Origin of the sequence: Pseudovibrio axinellae (assembly GCF_900110875.1) — a bacterium.
In the GTDB taxonomy this organism is placed as follows: domain Bacteria; phylum Pseudomonadota; class Alphaproteobacteria; order Rhizobiales; family Stappiaceae; genus Pseudovibrio; species Pseudovibrio axinellae.
The window spans coordinates 848,675-875,674 of the sequence record NZ_FOFM01000001.1; the positions used below are offsets into that span (position 1 = coordinate 848,675).

Genomic DNA, 27,000 nt, shown 5'->3' on the forward strand with positions numbered 1-27,000 from the left:
GCTCCCTGTCCCTCATTTTGCCGCCGAAGCGGCAATCCTCTTCTTGTCACGTACGTGGAGTGCCCACTCTGGCCCGTCCGACCAGTCCTCACACCGCGTGAACGCCTGCGACATAATAACCCAATAAGAGTATCTACGCGATTCCCCTTAGGTTATAGCGACTATAAGTCGCAGTGCCATTTGACCTGGATCAATGAATGGACAGAAAACATAAGAAATCCGCGGATGCAACGTGATTTTCGGCCCTACTAGCTGTTTTCACCTAGTTACTTTCCAAAATGACGAGAATATGTGCGCACTTTCCCTGCGTTAAAATCTCCTCAAAAAAAGTGGCTTAATTTGCGAAAGATAGCAGTAGTGCGTGTGTAAAACGCGACTCGGCACCCTCTTTTGCTGTCAGTTAAGTGGACAGCTTGCAATGCAGGTTTGCGCTTTGGCACTCGGAGCGGTATTCCAATATCCTAGTGAACAAGTCCTTGCCCCTTGGCAGGGGAAACAGCACAGCCATGTCGGTGAACTGGAGGAAGGTTTTTTGAAGCAGTTTTTACGCACGCTGACTTTAACAGTTGCGATGACTATGGCGGGGACCGTCGGTTTTTCCGGTGCAGGCTATGCTCAACAGGCGCTCGGTGAGCTCGTCGGTGAATACGGCGACTGGCAGCAGCGTTGTGCACAAACTCCTGGATCAAACGTTGAGCAGTGCGCTCTTATCCAAAGCGTGACAGATTCTGCGCGCGATACAGTTGGTTTGACGGCGATCATTTTGAAGACCGCTGACGAGCAAGCAATGGTTTTGCGTATTCTTGCACCACTTGGTGTTCTGCTGCCCATGCAGCTTGGGCTTAAAGTCGACGGCCAGGATGTTGGGCGCATGCCCTTCATTCGGTGCCTTCCAGCACCAAGCGGCTGTGTCTCTGAAGCGATGCTTGAGAGCGACCTGATCAATAAATTGACGACTGGTGGATCAGCAACCTTTATTATCTTTGAGACACCTGAAGAAGGGATCGGAATCCCTATCTCTCTTGATGGCTTAAAAGAAGCAATGGCGGCTCTTCCATAACATTTGCTGCCAAAGACAAGTATTTGAAAGCCGAAGTGACGCGTGTCACCTCGGCTTTTTTATTGGACGCCTGCCTTCACCTGAAAGCTGCGATTTTCCTCATTCCCGCGGTTCCTCTCGTCCGCCCCAGATACCTTCCTCTGAAAAGCCAAGCTCGGCAAAGTCTTCTCTTCTAGCATTTTGCTCCATCTCATTTCCAAGGAAGAACTCGTCCAACTGTGGTGGCTTGACTGAGGTTCCACTGAGCATTGCATGCAACTGTCCTCGGTGGTGGATCTGATGCTGAAAGAGATGCAGAAGAATTCTATCCACTTGCTCGCGCAGTGACTTATCCTCCCGAAGGGTCTGAGTACGCGATAGTTCTGCAGGTTTTAAAGCCTCGACAAATTCGACCAGTTTGCAGTCGCTTAATCGCTGAGCTTCAAAGAGAGGGGCAAATTCTGTGAAAGGGTACTCAGGCTCAAACGCACGGATCCCAAGCGGTTTGCCTTCCAACGCGCTGATATAGAACCAGTCAACCGTTATTAGGTGGTTCAAAGTTAGTAAAATGGACGGGAAAAAGCCTGCTCGCTCAGCAACCAGCTCTTGTTGAGAGAGACCTTGGCAGCTGGAAAGAAGGCGGTAATTTGCCCAGGCATTGTTTTTTGCCTGCGACTGAAAGTAGTGAAGCACTGTCATTTATTTAGCCAAACAAATTTAAGTAAATGCGATCAAGAGCATCAAACGTTATCCGTCGGTCTTCTGCAAGTTAATATTGTCTTTTTGACGCGCCTCTTTATCTAAAAAAACAGAGCCCGCCTAAAACCCTCCGCGCAATTTTGAGGGTTCAAAGCATCCCGTGTATTTTATGAGAAACTCTGATGCTGGTTCGTTGCCCGAAGTCTTAGGAAAGACCAATATTTCGCGAGTAGCAACTCTAGGTGATCAATATCAGCCTCTACCTTGGATTTATTGGAACAACCTTCAACCTGCTCGCCATTCCTTGCTCAAACATCAAGATGATGTTGGCAAAGTCCACCCGCGAAGGTACCGCAAAAGGGCTTTCCTGGGTCGAACACACCTACCCCGATGAATTTGAGATTATTCAGTACGGTGGCCCTACCTATCTGATCTATCTGGGCGCCATGCGTTGGGTTCGCGCCGGAAAACATGACGCGGTGGAAAAAAGAGGTCGCGATTACCTGAAGATCGGGTTTTTCGTGGGAATTTCTAACCCCAAGTCCCTACTGTTTATGGCGGCTTTTTTCCCGCAGTTTATTGATAAGGCCTACCCACCGGACCCGCAGCCGATCCTGATGGGCATCACATATATCATTACGGCAATACTGACAGACGGAACCGTTGCCTTTTTTGGTGGGTATTCACGCAACTTGCTCTCAGCACCAAAAGCCAAACTCCACCTCGACAGGGTTTCTGGTGTGGCGCTGGTTTGCGCCGGAGTTGTGCTTGCGTTTGTGCACTAACGTTCAAATCCTTGGGAGCGTTGTCCTTCCCTGCGTCTTTATTGAATGGTAAGCCTTGAAAGTACTCGGATTGTTCGCCACAACAGAATAAATCCATTTATCTCGGAGTTTTACCCATGAGCGATAAACCGATTGACCTTCTCCAGACCTCAGGACTGGACGAGGAAACAGCGCGCCAGATTACTGCGGCAGCGCTGAAAGGCGCCGATGATGGGGAACTTTATCTGGAATATAGCCAGAACGAAGGGCTCGTATTCGATAATGGGCGTCTGAAGTCATCCAGCTTCAGCACAGATCAAGGTTTTGGACTGCGTGCGGTTGTTGGAGAGTCATCTGGCTACGCTCATTCCGATGATATCTCCGAGGCTTCACTGAAGCGCGCAGCAGAAGCCGTAGCCTCTGTCCAAAATGGACATTCTGGCACCTACGCTTCGCCACCGGCTCGCACAAACCAGAAACTTTACACCGACGAGAATCCGATCGGCAGCCCGACCTTTGCTGAGAAGGTAAAGCTGCTACAGGAAATCGATGCTTACGCCCGCGCAAAAGACCCGCGTGTTCAGCAAGTGACAATTTCTTTGGCAGGCAGCTGGAAGACTGTTGATATTTTGCGAGCAGATGGACACCGCATTCGCGACGTACGCCCGCTTGTGCGCCTCAACGTTTCCATTGTCGCAAACGATGGTGGCAAGCAGGAAAGTGGTTCGTTCGGTTCCGGTGGCCGAGAAGGGTTTGGTGAGTTTGTTGCAGAAACCAGCTGGCAGCATGCCGTTGACGAAGCACTGCGTCAGGCGCTTGTAAATCTGGATGCTATTCCGGCCCCAGCTGGAACGTTTGATGTGGTGCTTGGCAATGGCTGGCCGGGTATCTTATTGCATGAAGCGGTCGGCCATGGGCTTGAAGGTGATTTCAACCGGAAGAAAACCTCTGCGTTCGCGGGACTGATGGGCCAACAGGTTGCAGCAAAAGGCGTGACCATTGTAGATGATGGCACGATCTCCAAGCGCCGCGGTTCTCTCTCTATTGATGATGAAGGCACACCTACTGGACGTACGACATTGATCGAAGACGGCATTCTGGTTGGTTATATGCAGGATCGCCAAAATGCGCGCCTCATGGGTGTTGAGCCAACTGGCAATGGTCGTCGTGAGTCCTACTCTCACCAACCACTTCCACGCATGACCAACACCATCATGGAGAATGGCGATACAGATCCAGGTGAGATCATTGAGGGCCTTAAGGATGGCATCTATGCCGTCTCCTTCGGTGGTGGCCAGGTTGATATCACGTCGGGCAAGTTTGTGTTCTCCTGCACTGAAGCATACCGGGTGCAGAACGGTAAAATCGACGCTCCTGTCAAAGGCGCTATGCTGATTGGTAACGGTCCAGATGCACTTACGCGTGTAAGCATGATCGGTAACGATATGAAGCTGGATCCAGGCATTGGAACATGCGGTAAGGCTGGCCAAGGAGTACCCGTTGGTGTGGGGCAACCAACCATGCGCATCAACGAGATGACAATTGGTGGCACTGCAACCTGATTGATTCAGACAGGTGCTATGAATTTGAAAGGGGCAGAGATGCCCCTTTTCCTTTGTGGTGATGCTTCTAATCCCGCAGAGGGATTACAGGCACTTTCCCCGCACGGATGCGGTTGGTTCTCCAGTTCATCACGTGACGAATACCATTCTCATAAAGCACCTTCATCACTGGCGAAAACGCCTGCATGTGCTCGGCGTAGAAGTCGTCGGGGCTCGTATATGTACCGAAGTCATTGTTGATGCCTGTTTTCTGGATGTAGGTGTCCTGCCCTAGCCAGTTGACTTGTGGCGCGCTGAGGCAGTTGGTGCCAACGCCATAGCCACAGAGAGATTCTCTGCTTGGCACAAACTTCTGCTGCAAGGCAGAGAGAAAAACATCATCCAGAATGAAGCCTTCCAGATTGATCCAGCGGTCTTCCAGATAGATCTCAACCCACGAGTGGAGAATGTTATCCGGGGCGATCTTATAGACCAACTCCGGCACCACACCGCGCTGCAATTCTTTATTAATGGTGAAGCCGTGCAGACGGCAGGGAACTCCAACGGCTCGCATCAGTGCCATGAGGAGAGTGCCTTTCGTGTTGCACTGTCCGATTCCATCAGCCAGCACCTGACTTGCTTGAATATTGTCTGCTTTGTTGTAGCCAAACAGGATTTCATTGCGGACAAAGTCGTAGATTGCTCCAGCACGATCAAAGAGAGGTAGGTCCTTCCATTTGCGCTGATCAACAAGCTGCCGGATTGTTGGCGCTCTAAAGTTGAGTAGTTGGGTTTCCTTGAGCGGGTTTTCTAATTGCGTGTTGGGTTTGTCTAGCATTTCACGCCTCCAATCGAGAATGAGTCGACTGTAAAGGCTCTAGTCACTGTAGGTTCAAGTGTTAAATTGCATCTTGCTTCGCTACAACCTGAGAGCTTCAATGGGCACTTTGTTAAGGGTCCTGAAGATTTACCTCAGCTTGTCTGCAATCCGTTCAAACCGAATTTACGCTGGGCCTGTAGCTTCTTCCAAAACAATTATGAGCTGCTGCCTTCTATGAACAGCCTCCACCAACTGGATTTTGTCACAGATACCATGCTGTTTTTGAGTATGGCTATTCTTGTGGTGCCGCTTGCCAAGCTGATCCGGGTCGGAACGATTGTTGGCTACCTCATTGCAGGTGTGGTCTTAGGGCCTTGGGGAATCGGTCAATATCTTGGCAGCCCTTTCAGCACGCCTGACCAATTGCGCCCTGTCGGAGAGTTGGGTGTGATCATGCTGCTCTTTTTGATCGGGCTTGAGCTCAACCCCAGCAGGCTATGGGCATTACGCAAAGAGATTTTTGGGTCCGGTTCAGCTCAGGTTGCTATGTCAGCCCTGCTGATAGGCGCTGTTCTCTACTTTGCTGGCCTAAGCTGGCAAACGACCGTCATCATCGCTCTATCACTAGCGCTCTCGTCTACAGCCTTGTCCATGCGCATCTTGCAAGGTCGCGGCGAGCAAACGACCCCGATGGGGCAGACATCCGTTGCAATTCTCTTGTTTCAAGACATGATGATTGTTCCCATCCTTGCACTTATGGCAATTGTTGCCCCTGTTGCGTTTGAAACGGGTCAACGCGCAGGTTGGGAAACTGCGCTCATTATGGCCTCAACAGTATTGTTGCTGGTCGCCATAGGCCGTTATCTGCTAACGCCAATGTTTCAATTATTTGCCCGCATCGGTGCAAGAGAAATGATGACGGCATCTGCGCTGCTTACTGTTTTGGGTGCAGCTGCGTTGATGAAGGCTGTGGGGCTATCCAGTGCGCTTGGGGCATTTATTGCTGGTGTGATGCTCGCAGAGAGCTCCTTCCGTCATGAGCTGGAAGCGAACGTTGAGCCATTTCGCGGGCTGTTACTTGGATTTTTCTTCATAACAGTTGGCATGTCGATTGACCTCAATTTCGTCTACCAAAACTGGGTTATGGTGCTGGCATGTAGTTTCGGTTTGATGCTTTTCAAATGTCTAAGTGTTTTCGCCGTTACGCGCGTTTCAGGGCATACTGCGCAAAACAGCTTGGAAATTGGCGGACTACTTGCGCAAGCTGGAGAGTTCGGGTTTGTTATTTTCTCCGCTTCCGTCGCTGTGGGCCTTCTCAACCCGCATCAAAACAGTCTCTTGTCGGCTATTATCTCATTTACCATGGCCTTCACCTTGCTCAGTGTGTACATCACGCAGCGTCTTGGTCCCCTGCTCCGGCCTGAGCCTGTGAAACCAGATATTCCCAACACCGATGGGGATCGCACCAATGTATTGGTCGTCGGTTTTGGGCGCTTTGGGCAGTTGGCCTGCCAAATGCTAATTGCGCAAGGTTCTACGGTCACCGTTTTGGACGTCGATGCCCAGCATATTCGTGAAGCCTCCCGGTTCGGCTACCGTATTTTCTACGGCGATGGCAAACGACTAAATGTTTTACGCGCAGCTGGTGCCGAAAACGCAAGTATCATCGCCATCTGCACTGAACGGGCTGAAACCACCAGTCAGATTGTAAGGATCGCGAAATCCCAGTTTCCCCTTGCGAAGATTTTTGCCCGGGCACGTGACCGGAGGCATGCCATCCAGCTGCTAACGCTTGGCACAGATTACCAGCTGAGGGAGACCCTAGAGTCTGCGCTGGAGTTTGGCCGGGAAATACTCGAAGCGCTTGGAGAAGATGAAGAACATACCTATGAGATCCTTGCTGAGTTGCGCCGCCGGGATGCAGAACTATTGGCCCTACAACAAGTTGGAGGGCTCTATGCCGGATACAAGCAATTCAAAATGCCCAATGTTCCTGTAAAACCGTTGACCAGACCGAAATCTGAGTCCAGAGCACTCAACGAGCCTGCCCGGCGATTGGCAGAAGCTGAAAAGCAGTCTATGAAAGAGCACGCAGAAAGGCCGGAGGAATCACCTTCCCCTAAGCCACCCTCGGACTAGCGTTTTACGGAAAGCTGCAGTTCTCCTCACAAGTCGGCCGAATTCTGTTCGCTCACTCCAGTTTTAGATTTGTTTTTTAAGGTGCCAATGGCAGAAGCTCACGTCCCTCCATTCTTTATTGAAACGATTGTCGTTCTATCGGCAGCTGTTATCGCAGTCCCCATCACCAAACGCTTAGGCCTTGGCGCTGTCGTCGGATTTCTTGCTGCCGGTATGGCTATTGGCCCTTATGGGATTAGTTTTTTCGACGAACCGGAACGTATCTTGGGCTTTGCTGAGCTTGGTGTCGTTTTACTTTTATTTGTGATTGGCCTGGAACTGGAGCCAGCTCGTTTATGGACAATGCGACGTGATATCTTTGGGCTGGGAACGGCCCAAGTTCTTCTTTCAGGACTTGTCTTAACGCTCGGCGCGATGTTGTTTGGCTTCTCTTGGGAAATCGCGTTGATTGCAGGACTTGGGCTGGCACTGTCCTCCACTGCCTTTGCATTGCAAATGCTGCAAGAACGTGGGCATCTAAGCACGAAATATGGCCAGCGGGCTTTTGGGATTTTGCTCCTGCAGGACATGGCAATTGTGCCCTTGCTCGCACTGGTGAGTATTCTGGCACCAGCCAAAGCCGACATTGGTGAAGCCTCCATCGTGATACAAGTGATTACGGTCGTGGGTGCTGTGGGCTTCGTAATCTTTGCAGGTCGATATCTACTCTCACCATTTTTCCAGTTTCTTACAGCATCAGGTGGCCGAGAGCTGATGATTGCGGCGGCTTTGCTCATTGCATTGGGAAGTGCTGGGCTAATGAGCCTCGTTGGTCTTTCAATGGCACTTGGCGCTTTCTTGTCTGGTGTAATGCTTGCTGAATCCAGCTACCGGCATACCTTAGAAGCAGATATTGAGCCATTCCGCTCTCTCCTCATGGGACTCTTCTTTATCACAGTTGGGATGGCGCTTGAGCTGGATCTGATTGTTGCGAACTGGGAGCTTATCGTTGCTGCTGTCATCTTGTTGATGCTCTCCAAAGGCTTTCTCCTTTGGGGACTTTCGCGGTTGTTTGGCTCTTCCAACTCAGACGCACTGCGCGTTGCAGTAACACTTCCTCAAGGCGGAGAGTTTGCTTTCGTGCTGTTCTCAACAGCAACTGCGGCAGCAATCCTACCCGAAGAAACCGCTAATATTCTCAGTGCCGTTGTGATCTTGACCATGCTGCTAACACCGCTTGGAACTGTCGGCCTGGACTTAGTCGCTGAGCGCATGAAAAAGCGCGGGAACACCACCAATCGCATTGAGACCTTTGAGGACGCCTGCCCAAGTGTTCTCATTGTTGGCTTTGGTCGTTTTGGGATGATGGTTGCGCAAATGCTGACTTCCGAGGGGATTTCGGTAACGGCTTTAGACAACAAATCAGAGCGCATCAACTATGCGCGCCAATATGGCTACAAAGTGTATTACGGTGATGCAACGCGGCCTGATGTGCTTAAAGCTGCGGGTGGTGAGAACGCGACATTGATTGCGCTGTGCATAGAAGACGACCGTATAATGAAGCAGGCCATCTTGCAGATCAGGTCAGCTTTCCCCAATGCCGCTTTGTATTGCCGAGCGACCGACCGCGCGCACGCTCTGGACCTGACACGGCTTGGTGTTGATTATCAAATTCGCGAAACATTTGAATCCAGCCTGACATTTGGCAGAAAGGCCTTGGAGTATTTGGGCTTACCCGCGGACCGGATCGATGAAGTGGAAGAAGATGTGCGCAAGCGCGATAAGGAACGCTTGAAGCTACAACTTGACGGTGGCGAGATGGCAGGGTCTGACAAATTGCATCAACGAACACCAAGGGAAGGTCCAAACTCTGATAAGCCAGAGGAGTGAGGGACCTTAGAAACAACAGTACTCCCTCTTGACCCACATTCATTTGAAGCACATTTAGAACGAGGGTGGACAACACCCTCGTTTTTTCACATGGCGTGATCTGTGGCACTGCATTTCCACGAGTTCGCATTAATCTGAATGGTTCAACATGGCTGGCGAATATTCAATTGGAGACCTTGCAAGGAAAGCTGGCGTAAAAGTTCAGACTATCCGGTTTTACGAGCAGAAAAAATTAATCCCAGAACCTCCTCGCACCGAAGGCGGGCAACGCCGCTACAGCGAAGAGCACCTGAACCGACTGTCCTTTATACGACATGGCAGGGATTTGGGTTTCTCGCTCGAAATGATTGAGAGCCTTATGTTGCTCAAAGAACACCCTGAGGATGATTGCCAGGGTGCGGATCAAATTGCACGCTCTCACCTTGCTGAGGTGGAAGATAAGATTATTCGCCTGCAAAGCCTACAAGCTGAACTTAAAAAAATGTTGGAACACTGCTCCAGCGGAAAAATACACGACTGCAGGGTCATTGAGGCCCTCTCCTGCGATTGCTTCCAGCATCGCGAAAAGTGAGTTTTTATGTCCAAACCAATGACTTCCGGCTCTCGGGATGCAAAGTTCACCTATGGCTCGACCATGCGCCATGTTCTGGTGATGACATCGACCGGATCTGTCGGATTAATTGCTATCTTCCTCGTTGACTTTGCAAACCTATTTTACATTGCGCAATTAGGTATTGAAGAACTTGCGGCTGCTATTGGGTATGCCGGTACCATCATGTTCTTCAACTCAGCTATCGGTATTGGACTTTCCATTGCTGCCAGCGCTTCTGTTTCGCGCCGTATTGGGCAGGGTGACGTGCGAAGTGCTCATCGCCTTGTAACGATGTCCCTCATCATATCTACGATTATCTCGCTGCTGGTTGTCGCCGGAAGCATGCCATTTCTGGACGATCTGGCGATGTTGCTCGGAGCAACCGGACAGACACTCGATTACACGATCCACTTTCTTTACATTGTCGTCCCGTCAATGCCCTTCCTCGTGGGCGCCATGGTGCTCTCTGCCCTGCTTCGTTCTGTTGGCGATGCCCGCGGAGCGATGTTTGTCACGCTCTCCAGTGGGCTTGTAGCTGCCATTCTTGACCCCATCCTCATCTTCGTGTTTGACCTTGGACTCACAGGAGCTGCTATCGCGTCCGTTATCTCGCGCGTTTTTATGGTTGGCGTTGGGTTTTACATTTTGATCCTCAAGCACAACATGATCGGGAAGCCTGAATTACCCAAGATTGCCAGCGATACGATCGACTTGTTCAAAGTCGCGACCCCCGCAATGCTAACCAACATTGCAACACCTGCGGGGAACGCTTGGATCATTTCTGAAATGGCGCAATTCGGGGATGGTGCAGTTGCAGGGTTTGCAATCGTTGGGCGTATCATCCCAGTTGCTTTTGGCGCTCTATTTGCGCTTTCAGGAGCCGTCGGGCCAATTATCGGGCAAAACTTTGGTGCACTGGAGTTTGATCGTCTGAGTAAGGTGGTGAAGGATGCGCTTCTGCTGATCGTCATTTACACCCTTTCAGCTTGGGGCTTGCTGTTTATTCTGCAAGGACCGTTGGTCCAGTTCTTCAATGCAGAAGGTGACAGCGCATCACTGGTCTTCTTTTTCTGTACATTCGCAGCTGCTGGTTTTCTGTTCAACGCCGCTCTGTTCGTCACCAACGCTGTCTTTAACAACCTAGGTTTCCCGTTTTACTCCATGTTGTTCAACTGGGGCAGAGCAACATTGGGGACAATTCCCTTCACAATCGTTGGTGCTTATTTCTACCAGGCAAATGGTGTTCTAGCGGGTCAAGCCATTGGCGGTGTGGTCTTCGCTTTTACGGCTCAATATGTTTGTTGGCGAATGATTGCCAGAATGCGCAGGGACAAGCTTGAGGCAGCTTAGCTCCACCCATTATTCAAAGCAGCCTAAGGCTTATGTGAGTTTTTAAACTGCTTTGAATTTGCCATGGATATAGCGCCTGATCGGGCAACGGGATTTACGCGTTTTAGGATGCGTTTTTGAGCAAGGATACAAAGCCTTGCGGCTAGCATTTTTAAAGATTGAGCGTTATGTAGAGAGGAACCGAACAAATCTGGACTCCGAAATGATGAACCGTTTTGAACAACCGAGCATTCCAACACAAGCACGCATCCGCTACATGGATGGTGATTATCAGGTGAAAGCGCCAGGTAACTTTGTTAAGTGTGCGATTACCGGCAAAACGATCATGCTTGAAGAACTCAAGTACTGGAGCGTATCGCGCCAAGAGGCTTATATCGACGCAGACGCAGCGCTAAAAGCCTACGAAGACAACGGACTGAAGGCTTAGGCCTTCCCGTTCTCCAGCAGAGGCTTGAGGTAGTTCATTAGAGCTTCTGGATCAGAGATTTTCATCTCGACTTCTAAAACGCTGACAACGTTTGCGAGCCTTTCAATTGCTGGCTCTTCGCGTCCATCCAGGCGGACATAATCCTTGGTTGTCGTGATTGGAAGTAAATCCTGAGCTTCTGCAATTTTCAGAATTTTGCGCGCATCGTCTTTTTTAAAGTAATGATGGTCTGGGAAAGACATTGCTTCGACCACATCTGCCCCCACTTCTCTCAAGCTTGCAAACAGTTTCTCAGGCCGCCCGATACCAGCGAACGCCAAAACCCGCTCGCCCTCCAACGCATCAGCAGAGATAGGGCGAATTGCTGCAGACATCATGTCGATTCCAGTGCATTCAGCTGCGTTTTTCGGCTGGATGCCACACTCCCCCTCCCCAATTACCATGAGCAGGCTTACGCTTGGCAGCTGCTTTTCAAATGGCATTCTTAAGGGGCCAGCAGGAATGCACTTGGCATTTCCAATACCGGTTTTCGCGTCAAGCAACACGATTGAGAAGTCTTTGTGAAGAGACGGATTTTGGAAGCCATCATCCATGATGATGACGGAGATATCTTGCTGTTCCAGCAGTTTTGCGCCGGCAACACGATCTGCAGAAATAACTGTCGGGCCACGCCGTGCGAGCAAAAGTGCTTCATCACCGACCTCTTCTGCAGCAAAACTGCATTGGTCGACGACCAGCGGGCCTTTATTGGTTCCGCCATAGCCGCGTAAAAGAAAGCCTGGTTTATGACCTGCCTCGAGCAACAAGGCATTTAGTGCCAGCGCGAACGGCGTCTTGCCTGTCCCACCTGCGGTAAAGTTCCCGATGCAAATAACTGGCTTGTCCGCTTTGTACCTTGGCTTATTGCCAAAGCGCTTTGCAGAGAAGTACCCATACAGCGCACTCAGCGGGCTTAAGAGCCTAGATTGCCATGTGCTGTTTGATGTCCACCAGAACTCTGGAGCGTTCATCCCTTACCCCTTCTGTGCAGAGGCACGTTGGACTGGCAGGTATTGCTGTAGCTCACGCTGTGTTGCCGCAAGCGCTCCGCGACCAGATTCCACCAGCACTTTTGCCTTTTCAGACCGGATTTGCACGTCTTCAGGATTAAAGATCAGGTGCTCGACTTGCCTGGCCAGATCAACTGAATCTTGTACAAGAAGAACGCCTCCTTCCTTTGAGAAGTGGCGATAGATCCATGAAAAATTCTGCGTATGTGTCCCTGAGAGGATTGCACAGCCAACCTGCGCTGGCTCTAGAAGGTTATGCCCGCCAATTGGCGTGAGTGAGCCTCCCATGAAAACAATAGGGACTGCGCGGTAAAACAACCCAAGCTCACCTAATGTGTCTGCGATGTATATGTCTGTTGCACTGGTGAGGTCTTCATTTTGGGAACGTAACGCGCACACAAGCCCCATCTGCTCCAACTGCGCCCGAATTTCCTGAGCCCGGATAGGATGACGGGGAACAATGATCGTCAGCAAGTTATCGAATTTTTGCTTTAGCGCTTTGTGTGCCTTTGCAATCTCGACTTCTTCAAAGGGGTGTGTACTTGCAGCCAACCACCTAGGGCGCCCCTTTATCTGACCCTCAAAGCCATCAAGCACTGCTGGGTCACACTCGGGTATCTGGCCATCAAACTTGATATTACCTGTGGCCTTTACGCGGATTGCGCCTAACTGTTTAAACCTCGCCCCGTCCTGTGCAGACTGCGCAAGAACGCAATCCACCGTTCCAAAGACTGAGCGTGCAAATGAAGGCACTTTATTCCACTTGGTAAAGGAGCCTTCTGACATGCGGCCATTGACGATAATGAGTGGGATCTGACGCTTTTCCAGCTCATGAAATGTCGCGGGCCAGATCTCGGATTCTACGGTAATCGCTAAACATGGTGACCAGTGATTTAGGAAACGCTTGATGTTACCGCGTGTATCATAAGGGACAAACTGATGAATGACCCCTTCAGGCGCGGAGGCTTCGACGACTTGTGCTGATGTCAACGTAGCCGTTGTCAGCAGGACTTTGGAGCCATTTTGAACCACTTGTCTGGCGAGGGGGAGAACAGCATTTGCCTCTCCCACACTTGCTGCCTGAATCCAGATAAGCTCTCCAGCAGGGCGGGGTTTTGAAGCAATTCCAAACCGTTCGCCTTTACGGCTCTGATCTTCCTTGCCCTGACGTGCACGAAACTTATACAGGCCCACCAGAAAGGGCGCGGCCAATCGACCGAGACCTTGATAGACTCTGAAGATCACTGAACTCATGGGACCCAGTTCTGCCAGTGTTTATTTTTTGCCTGATTTGGCGATTGCGTAAGCTTTATCGGTAGTCTCATTCATTCTGGTTTCCAGAAGCTGACGAATTTCTTCAAGCTGCTCATCGCTCGCATCAGCTGGAACCGGAATAGGTTCACCAAAGCATAGCGCAATATGGCTGAACGGCAAATTGATGGATGCTTTGTCCCAAGTATCCAGGTCACGATGGCGACTAGTTGCGATCGCAACAGGCAACAGTGGACGACCAGAATGTTTGGCCAGCTGAATGATACCTTTTCCTGCCTTTCGAGCAGGGCCTTTGGGCACGTCCGCCGTCATGGCAACGTTGCCGCCGTCTTTCAGACCACGCAAAGCTTCGATAAAGCCGCGCATGCCGCCACGTTTTTTGATTTGTTTAGCGTTTTGCGCACCAGCGGCCCGGATCAGTCCGAGCCCCAATTTTGATGCGCAAATCGCCTGCATTTCACCATCAGTACTGCGGGAGATCATGACCCGCACATCCCAGCCTTTTGGGCGGGCAAATGGCATCATGAAGTGCTGGCCATGCCACATGGACACGACGTATGGCGTACCTTCCTTGTGATCCTCATAAAAGTTAGGAGGATCAAGTGTGAACTTACTACTCTTACGTACAAAGAGCAGATAATACGCCATGGCATTGCCCACAAGCTTGATCACAAGCGGGTGTTTGCCCAGTTTTTTCAACATGTCAAAGGCCCATATGGTTGCGGGCAAAGTTCCCGGGAGGCGCAGTACTTACTTGGTTTCTGTGCCTGGATCAAGCAAACGGTGCATGTGCACAATAAAGTAACGCATCATCGCGTTATCAACCGTGCTTTGCGCTTTTGCTTTCCAAGCTGCATGCGCTTCAGCGTAGTTTGGGTAGATCCCTACAACGTCCAGATCCTTCAGATCTTTAAAGCGAACATTGCTGATATCTTCTAATTCGCCACCAAACACAAGGTGAAGTAGCTGTTGGTTTTCTTCTTGAGCACTCATGGTGTTCGCTCACCTTCTTCACAAACAGTCCGACCGGATACCGACAAGGACTAATCCTCTACGGATATTCCCTGAAGCCTTTTAAACAGTTTGGCAGAAGATGCCACTAGTCCGGGGTGATTTGTTTTAGTTTTATTGTAGCATAGGGTCGATCCAGACAAGTCTACCAACTGGCCTCCGGCCTCACTGATAATTAAATCCGCTGCGGCAAGGTCCCAGTCCCGGGCTCTTGCGCGTGCTAGACCCGCGTCCAATTTCCCACAGGCTACAAGTGCAAAGCGATAGGCCAAAGACCCAAGATAGGGGCTAAAACGAATCTGTTCGCGCTTTACACCTTCCTTTTCAAGGAAGCTAACCGGGCCAGCGATATAGGATCCCGGCACAGACTGCTTATCTGAAACGGAGATTTTTTGCCGGTTGAGATGACTTCCTGCTCCGCAGACGGCTGTGTAAAGCTCTTCGCGTATTGGACAGTAGATCACGCCAACTGTCGGACGCCCGTTCGTGACCACGGCCAGAGAGAGGCACCATTCATCGCGACCATTTAAGAAGGCTCTGGTGCCATCAATTGGATCAACAATGAAGACGGTCTCGTATTCTTTGCGCACCAAATCATCCGTGGTCTCTTCTGAAAGCCAACCGTATTGAGGGCGTGCTTCCCGCAAGGTAGATGACAAGAACAAATCAACTTCAATGTCTGCGACAGACACTGGTGAATCGCCTTCTTTGGTCCAGTTTTTCGGGGAGTTTCCGAAATAAGAAAGAGCGATTTCGCCGCCCTTCAGAGCTGCTGAGACCAGCAGCTCCAGATCGTCCTGAAGAGTGTGTGTGTCAGCTTCCGGCAATCGTCATTCCTTCGATAACCACTGTTGGCGTTGCAACTGCATATCGATCATCCAGATCGGAAGCCGGTGTCAGATTAAGGAACATGTCTTTGAGGTTCCCTGCAATGGTGACTTCGCTCACTGGATAGGCGATCTCGCCATTTTCAACCCAGTAGCCAGAGGCTCCGCGTGAGTAATCACCCGTTACGCCGTTTGCACCATGACCGATCAAGTCCGTCACCAAGAGACCTTCGCCGATTTCTCTTAAGATTTCTTCTGGTTTTTTTTCACCGGCATGGAGTGTCAGGTTCGTTGCACCTGGGGAGGTGCTCGATCCAGCACGGCGTGCACGACCGTTTGAAAGCAAACCAAGTTCGCGTGCGCTGTAACCATCCAGGAACCAGTGCGCCAACATGCCATCCTCGACCATATCAAGATACTGCGCACCAGTACCTTCGGCGTCAAACGGAGCAGTTCCGCCTCCGCGCGCCTTAAATGGGTCATCCGAAATGGTGATGCCTTTTGCAAACACCTGCTGCCCCATTTGCTCTTTGAGGAAGCTGGTGCCCCGGGCGATCGATGCACCGTTAATTGCGCCTGCAAAATGTCCCAGCAAGGAACGCGCAGCACGAGGCTCATAAACGACAGGTGCTTTACAGGTTTTAATCTGACGGGGATTAAGGCGGCGAACAGTTCTTTCACCAGCGATACGGCCCACGTCCTCAGGCTGCATCAGGTCTTCCCAGTAGGTGCGGGAGTCAAATTCGTAATCGCGCTCCATGCCGGTGCCCTCACCTGCAATCGCAGTCATTGAGAATCCTGAGCGGGAGCGTTGATAGGCACCAACAAAGCCGTCACTGGTTGCCAACACGATCCCGGAGAGCCCCCAACTTGCACCAGCCCCGCCGGATTTGGAGACGCCCTGAACGCCAAGGGCTGCTGCTTCAGCATCCAATGCCGCTTTTGTCAGTTCTTCGGCATTTACGTGGCGCGGATCCATAAGATCCAAGGAAGGGATTTTCTTCAGGAGACGCTCTGGTTCAGCTAGGCCTGCAAACGGATCTTCAGGCGTAACTTTTGCCATCTCAACGGCGCGTGCAGCAAGTTGTGCGGGATCATCGCTGGCGTTGGAGGAAATACTAGCGACTTGTTTGCCGACAAAAACCCGCAGGGTTACGTCATTGCCTTCGGCGCGGTCGGTGCTTTCAACCGCTCCTTCGCGCACGGAGACAGACAGTGACATTCCCGTTACTGCGAGTGCGTCTGCTGCATCAGCGCCCGCTGCTTTTGCAGCTTTGACCAAGCTTAATGCTTGTTCTTCAAGCTTTGAATCGGCAATTGCGTCAGTCATTCGCATGGACCTCCAGTTGTCTTATTCTTCGTGTTTAGGACGAGCCTGTCTGAAGAGCAAGCACACCCACCACGATTAGCGCAGCTTTACGCAAGAATTCAGCTGGACTTTTGATATTGGAGGCTGTGAACGTCAACTCACGTAAGTATGCTTACAATTTTATCATATTCGGAAAACCTTCACTAAGCCTCTTTGCAGTCAGTTGTTTTTAACTATGCAAGTTAAGGAGTTAGGCAGGTTCTATCCTGTAATTTTTCGCTAGTTTGATAAGAGATTGAATTGAAACCTCTGCATATGTAGAGGGAGGGGCAGTTCCGTGATCGACGATAATTCGCAGTTTTCAAGCCATGCAAGCAACGACAACCATGTTAATCGCGTTAACGTGTCTTTGCCGTACCGCCTGCAAGCGGAACTCCCTGACGATCTCCTTGATACCCCAGGCATTAACATTTCTGATATTCGTATAGATCCGGACAAGGTCCTTATACGACGCGAAATGTGTGGCCTTCCGCTCACGCTTACTGTCCCCCTTGGCTCCTATTCAGGAATTGGTGCGAAGGCAACGGTGAACGACAGGAGTGGAGATATTAAGTACGAAGTCTTTTTACTGCACCGCGATCACGCACTAAGCATTCCCATTTATGCCAGTAGCAGCATCGAACAAGCTGCAGACCATTGGGAAGCATGGTCTGGTGCTTTGGTGCTGCCGCTTCTGACGATTGACAGCGATGGGACATCGAAGTTGGCACGACTTGGGCTCAACACCTGCTCTCAAGGCGAACCATTGCCACGCAGAAAACTGCGAGCACTCACTGGGCGCCGACCACATTCTCACGCTGGACGTGACCCTGGCAGACCAACGCGCTTGCAAAAAGTAATTGCAAGCTCGCGTCGATTTACGCGGCTTCGCCGCCGTGAGTTTTAAAGGTAATAGGTAACCAGACCGTCGGACACCAAACCAACGAACAGGATCAGTCCAAAGGTTGAGTTTGACTTGAACAACTCAAGGCATTGATCACCATTATCAATATCCAAAACCCGGATCTGATTGAGGAGGTGAAGCGCTCCCACAACAAGGCCGACGAACGCTAGTGGGCCGCTTCCAGCTACAAAAAAGGCACCAGCAAACAGTAATGCGGTTGCCCCATAAAGAATGACCAGGGCCTGCCGGGTCTTTTCGCCAAACAAACGCGCCGTTGAGCGAACACCGACCAAGGCATCATCCTCTTTGTCCTGATGAGCATAGATTGTATCGTAGCCGATGGTCCAAACGATCCCGCCACAATAAAGCAATAGGGGAGCAAGTGACAGACTGCCGAATACAGCTGCCCACCCCATTAAAGCGCCCCATGAGAATGCAAGACCCAGAACAAATTGAGGCCAGTCAGTAACGCGTTTCATGAAGGGGTAAGCTGCAACAATTGCGAGGGATGAAATCCCAAGTATCACTGTAAATGAATTGAATTGCAGAAGCACAACCAGTCCAACAAGCGCTTGCAGCAGCATGAAGATTTTAGCTTGCCTGCTTGAGACCTGTCCAGATGGAATGGGTCGGGAACGGGTTCGTTCAACCTTGCCATCGATGTCTTTGTCAACGATATCGTTATAGGTGCAACCAGCACCACGCATCGCGACAGCACCAATAAAGAGCAGAAAGGCGTACCAGATGTTCGGTAGCGCTGCTCCTGTCACATTGGAAGCAAGAGAGAGAGACCAGAGGCACGGCCACATAAGCAGCCACCAGCCGATTGGCCGCTCCCAGCGTGCAAGGCGGGCAAAGGGGCGCAAAACAGGCGGCAAAGTTGTATCAACCCAATGACGCTTTACTGCATCTGCAACTGGTCCAGTGTCTTTGGTCTTGAACATTCACGCCCCACCGTATCGGCTAAAAATTGAGAGGAAACTCCTCATTATATGGAATGACCTTTTCCAACAGATCAACACTTTGCGTCAAGAAGCCAAACTCTTCAAAGAACCGTTTTCTGCGCTTCCTTCCCGGCCTTTTCAATGAAACTTCCATCTTTACGACCGATTTTTGTGCCAGATCGTCCTCAAGTTCCTGCAATATGGCTGGCAAAAATTGTTCCACGCCATCGATGGGAGCAAGCGCAACTTGTTCGATAAAACCGACCTTTCCACCAGACCTAACACTAAAGCGATAGCTCACAAGTGCAAACCCGAGACTCTTACCACCGCTTCGAATCAGCCATGCCTGACCGGCACTTGGGTCCACAAGGAGCCTGCGAGCGGTTTCTTCCAGCGACAAAACGGGTTCAGAGAGAGTGTCTTGCTCTCCCCACTTTGCGAGCAATTCAAAGAACTCTCTCATAAACAGTGGCGTAACCAGCAACAGTTCGACTGATAGACGAGGCATTTGGCGTTCTCCAGAGCTGTTGTTCGTTTACTGTCAGCGATACACATGCTACAGGCAGCATCACAATCTAGACGCACAACTGGGGAACCTGTTCCCTTCTAAATTCAGGGTTTAACTCTATGAATATTCTGCTGATCGGTTCTGGCGGGCGTGAACATGCGCTGGCATGGTCTTTGGCAAAGTCTCCTGTGCTTAACGAGCTGTATGTTGCTCCCGGGAATGCTGGTATCGAGCAATTTGCTAAATGCATCGAACTTGACTTGACCGATCACCGCAGTGTTATCGAGTTCTGTCGGCTACACGACATCAATTTTGTCGTGATTGGTCCCGAAGGTCCTTTGGTTGATGGCCTGTCGGATAGCCTCACACACGCTGAACTTTGCGTGTTTGGCCCCTCTTCTGCTGCAGCACGTTTGGAAGGCTCAAAAGGCTTTACAAAGGATATGTGCGCAAGAGCCAACATTCCAACCGCAGCCTATGGTCGCTTTGATAATGCGGAAGCGGCGAAAGCCTATACGCGTAAGCAAGATATGCCGATTGTTGTAAAAGCCGACGGACTTGCTGCGGGTAAAGGCGTCATTATTGCAATGACCATGCAAGAGGCGCTTGATGCGATCGACAGCTGTTTTGATGGAGCCTTTGGTGATGCCGGTGCTGAAGTTGTTGTTGAAGAGTTTCTTGAAGGTGAAGAAGCCAGCTTCTTTGTTCTTTCTGACGGAGTAAATGCTCTGCCTTTGGCAACTGCGCAGGACCATAAGCGGGCCTTTGATGGCGATGAAGGGCCTAACACAGGCGGCATGGGCGCTTACTCCCCTGCACCTGTCATGACCGATGACATGACAGAGCGGGTAATGGAAGAAATCATTCGCCCCACCATTACAGATATGAAAGCTCAAGGCTGCCCGTTCAAAGGCGTGCTTTATGCTGGCCTGATGATCACCAAGGACGGCCCAAAGCTGATTGAGTATAATGTGCGTTTTGGGGACCCTGAATGTCAGGTTCTGATGATGCGCCTAAAAACAGACCTGCTGCCAATTCTTCTTGGCTGTGCGGAGGGTACGCTGGATCTGGTTGACGCTGAATGGCACAATGACCCTGCAATCACTGTTGTTATGGCGACCAACGGCTATCCTGGTTCCTATGACAAGCACAGCGAGATTAAAGGTGTAAATGAGGCTGCTCACGACCCAGATGTTGAAATTTTCCATGCAGGCACTGTGTCAAATGATGGAAAGTTGCTGGCGAATGGTGGTCGTGTGTTGAACATTACTGCACGCGCTGCAACCGTTTCACAAGCACGCGAAAAAGCATATGCCGCAGTTGAGAAAATTGACTGGCCACAAGGTTTTTATCGCAAAGACATCGGCTGGCGGGCAGTAGAGCGCGAGCAACAGAACTAACCTGCCATTTTCAGGCACCAAGAACAGGTATTGGAGCGGCTCATTCAGCCGCTCTTTTTTATGCAGAATGGCGGATAAAAAAAGTCCTCCGAAGCAAGCTTCGGAGGAGTTGTAATTTGCTACACTATTCGTTCGGGCAACGACAGCCTGTGCCCCAACCATCAGATCAAATTAATAAACTACAACAAGCACCTACATGAAGCGCAAAATGTGTCACGCAGGGGCCAAAGTGTAACCTCCAGCAAGCGTAAGTATGCATAAATGCAAGGCTCACAACAATGGGGGATTTTCCCTGAGTGGCAAATGCTGAAGAGTTCAAAAGCGCTGTTTTCTGTGTTTTCTCCGTCGGGCACACTTTAGGTACGGTATACTGCGTACTTCGAAAAGCGTACTAAACCTGCTTTGGGCAATTTATTTCACGGTGAAAGCAACTGGAAGGTCATTGCACGTGCAACAGCATGTGTACGATTGGTCACATGCAGCTTCTTGCAGGCTCGTTTAATGTGATGCTCTACAGTTTTTTCAGAGAGAGAGAGAATATGTGCAATCTCTTTATTTGTTCTTCCCGCCGTCAACCAAAGAAGACACTCATGCTCGCGCGGCGAAAAACCAAAAAAATCACTGAGCGTGTCGGGTTCCTGCACATAAGAATGAAAAATCTCCAATGCACCTTTTAAGATTGGGTACTTGGCAACCATCTGGCTCTCAAACCCCAATTGCGTGCTTTCACAGGACGCAAAACTTGCCCCACCGATCAAGTGGTTGTTCGTACATTCAAGCGGAATAGTCACGCCGTACTTTAACCCGGCAGAATTGAGGTCGCAGAAAAAGTCCTGATCAACTTTCTCTGTGGGGCTGACAGTATAATCAGTCCAGAGTTGATCCTGCTTTTGACCACTTAACAGATGGTCCATACCTGGATCTTTAAAGTAATAATGATTACTGTTGTAGTGGTCGAGCCAGTCAAGGGAATGGTTGGACAGGCAAACCGGCTGACGATCATCCACACGTCCTTCAACGCGCGGCACGATGATATAGGCCCCTTTTTCGAAACCAAGATGCGCAGCAAATTTTGTCAGTTCATCCCAGCGGCTCTGCACACTAGAGCAGTTCCATAGCCCTTGAGTAAATTGTATAAGATTACTGTCCATACTCGCCAGATTGCCCATGGAATAGTTCATAATCTCCACCGTGCGTTTGGAACTACAAAGCTGAAGATTAAGTTGTACAGCTTTGCAGTCAATGAACCAATTGATAGGCTTGCTTCACTCCCAGTATCTTGCTTCTTAGAGATCGCCGCTTATGATTATTACCGTATTTTGCGTGGCTTTCAATTGGAAAGCAGGCAAGAACACTTATATTTTATTGATAGATAATGAAGGGTCATGTGTTCAATGAATAGTCCTAGGATTGGCATTGCCCTTGGTGGCGGAGGTGCACGGGGCCTCTCTCACATTCCTGTTTTACAAGCGCTCGATGACATGGGCATTACGCCGCATGCCATAACCGGCACTTCGATTGGTGCTCTGATCGGCGCCGCCTATGCCGGAGGTATGAGCGGGGATCAGCTTGAGGCCTTCACTCTTGAAACTCTTGGGGAATGGAAAAAAGTGTTGGGCAAGCTTGTGGAAGTAAGCATGCCCAAACGTTTTAAGGATTTGCTTGGTGGAAAATCTCGTTTGGGGCAGTTTGATTCAAAACGCGTGCTTGAGGTTTTCATCGGCAATGCGTTGAAGCATGACTTTTCTGAGCTGGATATCCCGTTTCAAGCCATTGCAGCTGACTACTTTAAGGCAGAGGAAGTTCGCTTTAGTGAAGGGAACTTAATCGATGCGGTTTCAGCAAGCATCGCAATTCCTTTTGTCTTCAAGCCTGTGCACTTGAACAACACCGTTCTTATCGATGGAGGTGTTGTTAATCCCCTACCATTTGATGTGTTGCCGGACGACTGTGATCTGGTAATTGCCGTTGACGTGGTGGGAACGCCCAAAAGAGATGACAAACGCCTCCTGCCAAGTGCGACCGAAAGCGTATTTGGCGCAACACAAATTCTTATGCGGACCATTTCTCAGGAAAAACTGAAGATCCGGGAACCTGACCTCTCTATTTTCCCAAACATAAAACAATATCAAGTACTTGATTTCTTAAAAGCCCGCGAGATCTTAGAGGACAGCGCCTCTTTGCGGGACATGGTGAAGGTTGAGCTTGACCAGAAGATCGAGAACTACCTAAGCTCATAGGAAGCAAAATTGAAAAAAGTGGAGTCTGGGGTGTCTATTCTGGACCCTGAGCAACAAACATTGAGTGATAACAATAGAAAACTGCCGCCTGAAGCTCCGATCGCGATAACGCTGAACGGCGAAGGTTTTGCTGTGTTTATGGCAACGCCTGAGGACCTTGAGGACTTTGCCGCTGGTTTTGCCATTAGCGAGTCAATCGTTTCAAACTTTAGCGATGTACTGGCCATCACGCTGCATGAATACGGTCACGAAGGAAAAAGCGTCAACCTGCAGATTGATGATGAGCTGTTCTTTGTAGCCCTTAAGCGCAGACGTCTTATGACTGGAACCTCCGGTTGCGGTTTATGTGGGCTGGACAGTATTCGTGCTGCCCTGCGCACGCTCACGCCGCTTTCTCCCCACCCAGCCCCAACGACACAGAGCATTGGTGCCACTTTTGAAGCGATGCAGTCCAAGCAAACGCTCAATGGCATCTACGGGGGCGGTCTGCACGCTGCTGCAATATGCTGCGAAGACAATATCTTGGAGGTGCGCGAGGATATTGGCCGCCATAACGCAATGGACAAAGCGCTAGGGGCCGGCCTGCGCAGCGGTAAGCCGTTTGATATGGTTATCACGACAAGCCGGTGCAGTTCCGATCTGGTGCAAAAGGCGGTCAGTGCGCGTGTGGGAACGCTTGCCGTCATGGCAACGCCCAGCGATTTGGCTGTAAAACTTGCCCAAGAGAATTGTTTAAATCTTTATAGTTGCAACCGTGGATACAGCTTCACACGCTACAGCTAGCCTCTGATTATTTTCGTAGGCGATTTGAAAGCCTGAGGAGGCTGGCGTGTCTGACAAAATTATTGTAAAAAAACCAATGGCTTCAGCCGGTGGTTGGGGAGCTGTTTGGAGCTGTGGTCAGGCACTTTTGCAAAGCACGTCGATTCCTTCAAGTTTCAAGACAGTTCTTAAAACCAATCAGCCTGACGGGTTTGTGTGCCCGGGGTGTGCTTGGGGTGTCCCCGAGGAGCCTAGCTCTATCGAATTTTGCGAGAACGGTGTGAAAGCGGTCGCTCGTGAAATTTGCGAAAACCGGGTCACGGAGCCATTCCTTCAAGAGTTTACGGTCTCCGAGCTACAGACATTTTCCGACTTTGACCTTGAAGATCAAGGGCGTCTAACAACACCTTTGCGCTACAACAGGATGACAGATCGCTACAGCGAAATCACTTGGGCTGAGGCCTTCAAGGAAATCGGAGCCGAGCTACGCGCTCTGAAAGAGCGGAAAGAGGCGGTGTTTTACGCCTCTGGACGCACCAGCAATGAAGCAGCCTTCCTTTATCAGCTGTTTGGCCGCCTTTACGGCACCAATAACTTCCCATCAAGCACAGATATGTGCCATGAAGCCAGCCACATTGCGCTGGAGGAAGCAATCGGTAGCAGTTTCGGCACTGTACGGCTCGAAGACTTTGCCAAGTCCGATGCGATATTTATATTTGGCCATAATCCTGGGTCTAACCATCCGCGCATGCTCAATGAACTGCGCAGCGCAAATCGGCGCGGTGCCCAAGTGGTCTCCTTCAACCCGCTTAAAGAGTGTGGGCTTGAGCGTTTTTCCGACCCGAAAAACCAATTGGAAATGATGCGGTTCGGGTCCACCCCAATTGCAAGTCACTTTTTCACCCCCAAGTCGGGCGGGGATATGGCAGCCGTGCGCGGAATGGCGAAAGCGATCCTGACGTGGGAATATGAGCGCATTCTTACTCACAGCCTCATCGACAGGGTGTTTATTGAAGAAAACTGCAACGGGTTTGAAAGCTACGAAAAGGCCATTGAACTTACGCCATGGAAAGATATTGAGGACCAATCTGGCTTAACACGCGATGAGATTGAACAAGCGGCGCTGATTTACGTGCAAGCAGACCGCCCCATCATCACATGGGGGACAGGCCTCAGCCAACACAAACACTCGGTTGCAAGCCTGCGCGAAATCATGAACTTGTTGTTGCTGTGCGGCAATATTGGCAAGCTGGGAGCTGGCGCTTGCCCAATGCTGGGACACTCTAATGCGCAAGGTATGCGCCGGATGGGTGTCAGCTCCTCACCGCAAGAGTCTTTTCTTGAGTCGTTGGAGCAGGTGTTCAACTTTGAAGTGCTTAAGGACGATGGAGCAGGCGCGGCTGCGACCGTTAAGCTGATGAATGAAAACAAGGTGCGGATCTTCCTTGGGCTTGGAGGAAACTTTACCCGTGCGGCACCAGACACAGACCTGACAGAAGAGGCAATGCGTAAATGTCGCCTCACTGTGCATATTGCAACTAAACTGAACCGAAGCCATTTAATGCCCGGGTCTTTGTCCTACATCTTACCTTGTCTGGGGCGTACAGAGGTTGATGAGCAGCGCATGGGTGAGCAGCTGGTAAGCGTGGAGGATTTGTTTTCCAAGGTCCGCGCCTCCTACGGTTTCCGTCCTCCAGCATCTGAGAGTTTGAAGTCTGAGGTCGCAATCATTTGTGGGCTTGCCCGTGCAACTTTGGGCAACAAGGACGTGAACTGGTCCACAATGGAGAGTGACTACGACCACATCAGGGAGAAAATTGAAGAGGTTCTCTCCGGTTTCACTGGGTTTAACAGCCAGCTCCGCTCTCCAAGCGGGTTTGATGCAAGTCCGCGTCATTCAGGAGGCACTTGGGCAACAGGGTCCGGCAGAGCAATGTTCTCTGGCTATCCACTCCCACTTGCAACTACACTGCAAAAGACAGCTAAGGCGAAAAAGCTGACATTCACGTTGCAAAGCATACGTTCTATTGACCAGTTCAACACGAGTGTACATAGCCAAAATGACCGTTACAGAGGGATTTTTGGTGGACGCAAGGTGGTGTTCATTAACCCGACTGATATGCGTCGCGCAGGACTTGCGGCAGGGGCGAAAGTGGATATTGCAACTATAAGCGAAGACGGCAGGAACCGACGCGCACTGGACTTCCAGATCGTGCCCTATGAGATCCCAGAGGGAAGCATTGCCTCCTATTTTCCTGAGGTCAACGTGCTGTTTCCTGTCTACTCAACTGGCGATCAATCAGGAACGCCAACTAGCAAGGCCATTCCTGTGGTTTTGACCAAATCTCGCAGGCGAACGTAACATCACATGAGCCCGCTTACGGTTTACATGCTCTCAATTTCGGCAAAGTCAATCAGCTTGTGCAGGTAGGGGAGAAGGTCCAGATTTTTGCTGGCGACCCATTCATCATTGTAAAGTGTGTCGAGATACCGCTCTCCACCGTCACAAATGAGGGTCACAATCGAACCTTCCTGTTTGTTTTGCATCATTTCTCTGGCCAATGCCAAAGAGCCATAAAGGTTCGTCCCTGTTGAACCTCCGCACTTGCGCAGGATAACGCCCTCTAACCAACGGATCGTGGCGATGCTGGCGGCGTCAGGAACATCAATCATCCGGTCAATCACATCAGGCATGAATGAGGGTTCAACTCTTGGTCTGCCAATCCCCTCAATCAGGGATGATTTGTGCCTGACAATGTTTGGGTCTCTGTTGCGATAGAACTCATGGAACACGGAGTTTTCTGGGTCAACGACACATAGTTGAGTGTTGGAATACTCCTCAATATGAAGCCTGATATAGCGCCCGATCGTGGCTGAGGTGCCACCTGTTCCAGCGCTCGTCACAACCCAGTTTGGAGCTGGAAAGCGTTCCCGGCTCATCTGCGAAAAGAGACTTTGTGCAATGTTATTGTTTCCGCGCCAATCTGTGGCCCGCTCTGCATAGGTAAACTGGTCCATATAGTGACCGCCCAGTTCCTTTGCCAAGCGTTCGGCTTCACAGTAGATCTGGCTGGGCTCCACCAGATGCACCTCGCCCCCAAGCGCCTCTATTTCTCTTATTTTTTCCGAGGCTGTTGCCTTGGGGGCAACGGCTATGAACCGGCTGCCAATAAGGCGTGCGAAATAGGCTTCTGAGATCGCGGTCGAGCCGGAGGAGGCTTCCACAATCACAGTACCTTCACTAATCCAACCATTGCAGATGCCATAGAGCAGTAAAGAACGCGCCAGCCGATGTTTAAGGCTCCCACTGGGGTGGGCGCTTTCATCCTTGAGGTAAAGATCAATACCCGCCTTTGCCAGCTTAGGAATTTCAAGCTTGATCAGGTTTGTATCGGCTGAACGCTGATAGTCCGCCTCAATGTTCTTTATGGCTTGTAAGGCCCATGCTATTTCAGCGGGGGTCCTGATGTTTTCGTGACTGTTTAACTCCAGCAT

25 protein-coding genes are annotated in these 27,000 nt (G+C 50.6%); 13 read left to right on the forward strand and 12 right to left on the reverse strand.

Features of this window, described 5'->3' with window-relative positions:
* The first annotated feature begins 418 nt into the window (after positions 1 to 418).
* The gene (locus BMZ51_RS03855; protein WP_420848491.1) at positions 419 to 1,060 is read left to right on the forward strand and encodes an invasion associated locus B family protein; all 642 of its coding nucleotides are present in this window, start codon (positions 419 to 421) and stop codon (positions 1,058 to 1,060) included.
* A gap of 99 nt (positions 1,061 to 1,159) precedes the next feature.
* On the opposite strand, the gene BMZ51_RS03860 is transcribed toward BMZ51_RS03855, so the two are convergent.
* Entirely contained in the window at positions 1,160 to 1,738 is a 579-nt protein-coding gene (locus tag BMZ51_RS03860; protein ID WP_068005886.1) for a DinB family protein, read from the reverse strand.
* Between the two features lie 242 nt (positions 1,739 to 1,980).
* On the opposite strand from BMZ51_RS03860, the gene BMZ51_RS03865 reads away from it, so the two are divergent.
* Both BMZ51_RS03865 and tldD read left to right on the forward strand, forming a co-directional pair.
* Positions 1,981 to 2,523 (forward strand): LysE family translocator, encoded by a 543-nt coding sequence (locus tag BMZ51_RS03865; protein ID WP_208979244.1) that lies wholly within the window; start codon positions 1,981 to 1,983, stop codon positions 2,521 to 2,523.
* Between the two features lie 116 nt (positions 2,524 to 2,639).
* Entirely contained in the window at positions 2,640 to 4,064 is a 1,425-nt protein-coding gene (gene tldD / locus BMZ51_RS03870) for a metalloprotease TldD (RefSeq protein WP_068005885.1), read from the forward strand.
* A gap of 67 nt (positions 4,065 to 4,131) precedes the next feature.
* Here the strand turns inward: tldD and BMZ51_RS03875 are convergent, their stop codons facing one another.
* A complete protein-coding gene (locus BMZ51_RS03875; protein WP_068005884.1) occupies positions 4,132 to 4,881 on the reverse strand; it encodes a transglutaminase-like domain-containing protein in 750 nt (249 codons plus the stop codon).
* Positions 4,882 to 5,097: 216 nt separating this feature from the next.
* Between BMZ51_RS03875 and BMZ51_RS03880 the strand changes: the two genes are divergently transcribed.
* The 5 genes from BMZ51_RS03880 (at position 5,098) to BMZ51_RS03900 (ending at position 11,240) form a co-directional block, all read left to right on the forward strand.
* Positions 5,098 to 7,002, forward strand: a complete 1,905-nt coding sequence (locus BMZ51_RS03880) for a monovalent cation:proton antiporter-2 (CPA2) family protein (protein ID WP_068006338.1) — start codon at positions 5,098 to 5,100, stop codon at positions 7,000 to 7,002.
* A gap of 87 nt (positions 7,003 to 7,089) precedes the next feature.
* Positions 7,090 to 8,871 carry a monovalent cation:proton antiporter-2 (CPA2) family protein gene (locus tag BMZ51_RS03885; protein WP_068005883.1) on the forward strand — a complete coding sequence of 594 codons (1,782 nt, stop codon included), beginning with the start codon at positions 7,090 to 7,092 and terminating at the stop codon, positions 8,869 to 8,871.
* A gap of 148 nt (positions 8,872 to 9,019) precedes the next feature.
* Positions 9,020 to 9,442, forward strand: coding sequence for a MerR family transcriptional regulator (locus tag BMZ51_RS03890; RefSeq protein ID WP_068005882.1), 423 nt, complete (start codon positions 9,020 to 9,022; stop codon positions 9,440 to 9,442).
* 6 nt (positions 9,443 to 9,448) lie between these two features.
* Positions 9,449 to 10,813: an MATE family efflux transporter gene (locus tag BMZ51_RS03895; RefSeq protein WP_068005881.1), complete on the forward strand. Its 1,365-nt coding sequence runs from the start codon at positions 9,449 to 9,451 to the stop codon at positions 10,811 to 10,813.
* Positions 10,814 to 11,015: 202 nt separating this feature from the next.
* Entirely contained in the window at positions 11,016 to 11,240 is a 225-nt protein-coding gene (locus BMZ51_RS03900) for a DUF2093 domain-containing protein (RefSeq protein WP_068005880.1), read from the forward strand.
* Here the strand turns inward: BMZ51_RS03900 and lpxK are convergent.
* From lpxK to BMZ51_RS03930, 6 genes are read right to left on the reverse strand one after another with little or no spacing between them, the layout of a single operon-like run.
* Positions 11,237 to 12,250: a tetraacyldisaccharide 4'-kinase gene (gene lpxK / locus BMZ51_RS03905; protein WP_068005879.1), complete on the reverse strand. Its 1,014-nt coding sequence runs from the start codon at positions 12,248 to 12,250 to the stop codon at positions 11,237 to 11,239. The two genes, BMZ51_RS03900 and lpxK, sit on opposite strands and share 4 nt — an antisense overlap.
* A 3-nt stretch (positions 12,251 to 12,253) precedes the next feature.
* Positions 12,254 to 13,543 carry a 3-deoxy-D-manno-octulosonic acid transferase gene (locus BMZ51_RS03910; RefSeq protein WP_068005878.1) on the reverse strand — a complete coding sequence of 430 codons (1,290 nt, stop codon included), beginning with the start codon at positions 13,541 to 13,543 and terminating at the stop codon, positions 12,254 to 12,256.
* A 21-nt stretch (positions 13,544 to 13,564) separates the two neighbouring features.
* Positions 13,565 to 14,263 (reverse strand): lysophospholipid acyltransferase family protein, encoded by a 699-nt coding sequence (locus BMZ51_RS03915; RefSeq protein ID WP_068005877.1) that lies wholly within the window; start codon positions 14,261 to 14,263, stop codon positions 13,565 to 13,567.
* 48 nt (positions 14,264 to 14,311) lie between these two features.
* A complete protein-coding gene (locus BMZ51_RS03920) occupies positions 14,312 to 14,554 on the reverse strand; it encodes a DUF4170 domain-containing protein (RefSeq protein ID WP_068005875.1) in 243 nt (80 codons plus the stop codon).
* Positions 14,555 to 14,604: 50 nt separating this feature from the next.
* Positions 14,605 to 15,399, reverse strand: coding sequence for a 3'(2'),5'-bisphosphate nucleotidase CysQ (locus BMZ51_RS03925; RefSeq protein WP_068005874.1), 795 nt, complete (start codon positions 15,397 to 15,399; stop codon positions 14,605 to 14,607).
* Entirely contained in the window at positions 15,386 to 16,729 is a 1,344-nt protein-coding gene (locus BMZ51_RS03930) for a TldD/PmbA family protein (protein ID WP_068005872.1), read from the reverse strand. The genes BMZ51_RS03925 and BMZ51_RS03930 overlap by 14 nt, the downstream gene beginning before the upstream one ends.
* A 316-nt stretch (positions 16,730 to 17,045) precedes the next feature.
* On the opposite strand from BMZ51_RS03930, the gene BMZ51_RS03935 reads away from it, so the two are divergent.
* On the forward strand, positions 17,046 to 17,654 hold the full coding sequence (locus BMZ51_RS03935; RefSeq protein ID WP_068005870.1) for a DUF6101 family protein: 609 nt from the start codon (positions 17,046 to 17,048) through the stop codon (positions 17,652 to 17,654).
* Here the strand turns inward: BMZ51_RS03935 and ubiA are convergent.
* On the reverse strand, positions 17,651 to 18,595 hold the full coding sequence (gene ubiA, locus BMZ51_RS03940; RefSeq protein ID WP_068005868.1) for a 4-hydroxybenzoate octaprenyltransferase: 945 nt from the start codon (positions 18,593 to 18,595) through the stop codon (positions 17,651 to 17,653). The genes BMZ51_RS03935 and ubiA overlap by 4 nt on opposite strands.
* 19 nt (positions 18,596 to 18,614) lie before the next feature.
* Complete coding sequence (locus tag BMZ51_RS03945) at positions 18,615 to 19,103, reverse strand: hypothetical protein (protein ID WP_068005865.1); 489 nt, start codon at positions 19,101 to 19,103, stop codon at positions 18,615 to 18,617.
* Positions 19,104 to 19,222: 119 nt separating this feature from the next.
* Here BMZ51_RS03945 and purD point away from each other — a divergent pair, with 119 nt between their 5' ends.
* Positions 19,223 to 20,503, forward strand: a complete 1,281-nt coding sequence (purD, locus tag BMZ51_RS03950) for a phosphoribosylamine--glycine ligase (RefSeq protein WP_068005861.1) — start codon at positions 19,223 to 19,225, stop codon at positions 20,501 to 20,503.
* A gap of 416 nt (positions 20,504 to 20,919) precedes the next feature.
* Here purD and BMZ51_RS03955 read toward each other — a convergent pair whose 3' ends face one another.
* On the reverse strand, positions 20,920 to 21,684 hold the full coding sequence (locus BMZ51_RS03955) for a helix-turn-helix transcriptional regulator (RefSeq protein WP_068005858.1): 765 nt from the start codon (positions 21,682 to 21,684) through the stop codon (positions 20,920 to 20,922).
* 213 nt (positions 21,685 to 21,897) lie between these two features.
* Between BMZ51_RS03955 and BMZ51_RS03960 the strand changes: the two genes are divergently transcribed.
* From BMZ51_RS03960 to BMZ51_RS03970, 3 genes are read left to right on the forward strand one after another with little or no spacing between them, the layout of a single operon-like run.
* Positions 21,898 to 22,743, forward strand: coding sequence for a patatin-like phospholipase family protein (locus BMZ51_RS03960; protein ID WP_068005854.1), 846 nt, complete (start codon positions 21,898 to 21,900; stop codon positions 22,741 to 22,743).
* Positions 22,744 to 22,761: 18 nt separating this feature from the next.
* A complete protein-coding gene (fdhD, locus tag BMZ51_RS03965) occupies positions 22,762 to 23,526 on the forward strand; it encodes a formate dehydrogenase accessory sulfurtransferase FdhD (protein WP_244271380.1) in 765 nt (254 codons plus the stop codon).
* 46 nt (positions 23,527 to 23,572) lie between these two features.
* On the forward strand, positions 23,573 to 25,867 hold the full coding sequence (locus BMZ51_RS03970) for an FdhF/YdeP family oxidoreductase (protein ID WP_068005852.1): 2,295 nt from the start codon (positions 23,573 to 23,575) through the stop codon (positions 25,865 to 25,867).
* Positions 25,868 to 25,890: 23 nt separating this feature from the next.
* On the opposite strand, the gene BMZ51_RS03975 is transcribed toward BMZ51_RS03970, so the two are convergent.
* Positions 25,891 to 27,000, reverse strand: a complete 1,110-nt coding sequence (locus tag BMZ51_RS03975; protein WP_082825627.1) for a PLP-dependent cysteine synthase family protein — start codon at positions 26,998 to 27,000, stop codon at positions 25,891 to 25,893.